The sequence below is a fragment of the Kitasatospora sp. NPDC093558 genome, from assembly GCF_040683475.1.
Classification (GTDB): domain Bacteria; phylum Actinomycetota; class Actinomycetes; order Streptomycetales; family Streptomycetaceae; genus Kitasatospora.
In genome coordinates this window covers 1-1,464 of sequence record NZ_JBFBDY010001141.1, presented here as the reverse complement: position 1 = coordinate 1,464, position 1,464 = coordinate 1, and the positions used below count along the sequence as shown (strand labels likewise).

Sequence of the window (1,464 nt, the reverse complement as noted above, 5' to 3'; positions counted from 1 at the left end):
GGCCGGGTTCGAGGAGCTGTTCCCGGTGGCGGGCGGCTGGGCGGGGGCGGTGGTCGCGGAGGGCCTGTTCGTGCCGGCCGGGCCCGGGATCCGGTTCGCGCACGGGGAGTTCGCGGACTGGCTGCAGGGCCTGCACCTCGATCTGGACGCGGCGCTGCGGCTGCTGCTGGGGGAGGCCGAGGACGTCCGTCCCGTGGGCGGGGCGCGGGCGGTGGCCCGGCACCGGATCGGCCCGGTGGCGGCGGCGCTGCGCCGGGTGGCCGACACGTGGGGCGCGCCGGCCCTCGACCCGTGGCTGCACCGGCTGTGGCGGGCGCTGGACCTGCGCCCGCCGGGCAGCGAACCGGCCTGGTGGGCGGGCCGGTTGCTCGCGGCGGGGCTGGCGAGCAGTCCGGACCTCGCCGAACACCGGGCGCTGCTGGAGCAGTTGGCCGGGCGGATCGCCGAACGCGCCGAGCGGGACGGCGGGTTCGACGCGCTGCCGGCGGACGGTCTCGGCCGGTTCGGCCCGGCGTTCTGGACCGGGCTCGGCCTGCCCGTCGAGGACGAACTCGCCCTGCTGCGGCGCCTGGTGGTCGCGGACGGGCCCCGGCAGCCGTTCCTCGCGGCGGTCGCCGAGCAGCTGCGCGCGGACCCGGCCGCCGTGTTCCCGCTGCTCTGCACCTGGTTCGAGGACCGGCGCGGTCTGCCGGGCGGGCCCGGCCGGACGGTCGCGGACCTCACCCACGACCTGCTCCACGCCCACCGCAGGCTCGCCCTGGACGAGTTGGCCGACGCGCTGGCCGACGCCGCCCACCCCAGGGCGGACGCGCTGCTGACCGTGCTGGCCGCCGAGGAACCGTCGGCGCTGTGCCGCGCCGTGGACCGCTGGAGCCACGACCGGCGGCCCGAGCGGCACGTCGCCGCCGCCGTGCACGCGCTGCGCGTCGCCCCGCACGCGCGCGGAGCCGGGCCGGAACTGCTCCGGTACACCGCGCTGACGCTGCTCGCGCGGGAAGACGAACCCGCCCTGCACGGCGCCGCGTTGGCCCTGCTGGTCGGCGACCCGCGGAGCCGGGCCGAGCACCTCCCGGCCGCGCTGGCGCTCCACCGGGCGGGCACCGACGCGTTCCTCACCGCACGGGCGCTGGCCCCGGCCCTGGAGAGCGACCCGGAGCCCGTCCTGGCCGCGCTCGCCGACCGGCTCGCCGAGCCGGGCGCGGCGGTCGCCGAGACCCTGCGGGTGCTCGCCGACGCCGCCGCTGCGGTGGCCACCCGGCGGGGCTCCGAGCTGGCCGCCCGGGTGCTGCGGCAGCGCCCCGCGCTGGCCGGGCCGGTCGCGGCCGACTACCTGGGCCGCCGCCTGGCGCGCGCCGCCGTCGCGGGCCCGGCCGCCCGGCTGGAGCTGCGGCTGCTGCTGGGCGGCGCGCTGGCCGCGCGGGCGGCGGCCGTGCGCCGGCCGTTCGCCGAGGTGCTGTCGGTGCC

The 1,464-nt window shown here is 80.7% G+C and carries 1 pseudogene; it reads left to right on the top strand.

Annotated elements, in window-relative coordinates:
• A pseudogene (locus AB0O00_RS39205) lies at nt 1-1,464 on the top strand (serine protease); the annotation flags it as partial.